Here is a 1463-nt window from a genome sequence, read left to right on the forward strand (position 1 = left end):
AAAGTGAAGTAGAAGAAAAAATGCCAAGCGTTGGGAATCCCTCTTAAATTGTTTGTTAGGCATTTTAGTACGGTTCGTAAGCTTTCATTTCCACTGCTAAATCATCAATATCATCAGCGATCAAAAAAGAATGTTTAACGTCCTCTAAGTAGGATAGTTGTTCCTTAATTAACTCCCTATCGCTGTTTGAAATACTGAGATTCTTTGCTATATCCCTGAATGTATCACCGAGGTCAAATAGTTTTATTTCATTTCCATGATTTAGTATATTCACTGAATATCGGTCAATAAATGTCTTGATTTTTACAAGTGACAGGCAAACCGAATGACAATACTCACCAACTGCATATTGTCCTGAGAGAACATTATCACCATGAAACTTTAGAGATTCAAATAAACTCAGAAAACCAACACCAATTTTCTTAGATTTATCCTTTTCAAGGATATCTACAATTTTATCTCGATTGCTCGTTAGATCATTTCCACTAGGAAAATAGATAGTGACAGAGTCTTGTGCTTTCCAATTTGGAGTAGTTCTTTCTAGTTTATGGTCTGCATATTTCTGAAGCCACACAAATCGAGTTTCATTAGATTCTATCGATGTGTGAAATACAAAGAAAGGAACGTGAAATAACTTTGAATATTCGACAGTTTTCGTCGGAAAATTTGACATTTTAACTTCATCAGCGAATGTCGACTCAGTACCTTTAACCTGCACAAGAAAATAATCCCCAGTAGCATTTTGACCATCAAACCTCTCAATGGTTAGATCTATGCCATAGTCTCTCTCTTCTTGCCCCCTAACTATCCAATCAACGGGTAACTCGCTAATTATTTTTCTTACTGCCAGTGTGTCAATTTCATGCGTTCTAGTTCTTTTAATCACTTACTTACCTTTAAATATCGATGTGTGAGAATGCCTAACGCCCGGTTAAGGGGCAGCCAACGCCATTACCAAGCTTCCGCATAACACCGTAACCACAAAAACTAACGCATGGTAAAAATGCCGCGCGTTGGCTGTCCCTCTTGAACCGTTTGTTATGCTTAAGCTTCAATGACTTACGTTGTACCAAAACCAAGATTAACTCAGCTTTGATTCACAAACAAAACCCAAAAACCAAAAAAACTGAAATGACTCATGATTTTGAAAATCAGACTTTGAACTTTGACCGCTAATTCTAAACAAACCTAAGATCAGATTGCTTATTGAGCCAACCGCCTCAACCTCGCGCTTGCCCGAAAATTGATTGAGGCAATTCGCTGAATTTCCAGCGCCAAAGAATAATTGTCCAGAAAACCGCGCCCACTGAAGCCAACTTGCCGAGAAACACCAAACTAAAGAGCTAAGGGAACAAAGAACAATCATAAACCACTGACTTTTGGTGATTAAGCATAACGCCCGGCTAAGGGGTTGACAACGCACCACCGAACTCAAAAAACACCCTGTAAACGCTGAACTTCAA

1 protein-coding gene is annotated in these 1463 nt (G+C 38.3%); it reads right to left on the reverse strand.

What is annotated here, in order from left to right; all coding sequences use genetic code 11:
• Nucleotides 1–64: 64 nt before the first annotated feature.
• Entirely contained in the window at nt 65–886 is an 822-nt protein-coding gene (locus PL85_RS17490) for a DUF4365 domain-containing protein (protein ID WP_069507211.1), read from the reverse strand.
• Nucleotides 887–1463: the final 577 nt, after the last annotated feature.

Origin of the sequence: Vibrio anguillarum, from assembly GCF_001989995.2 — a bacterium.
Lineage (GTDB): Bacteria > Pseudomonadota > Gammaproteobacteria > Enterobacterales > Vibrionaceae > Vibrio > Vibrio anguillarum.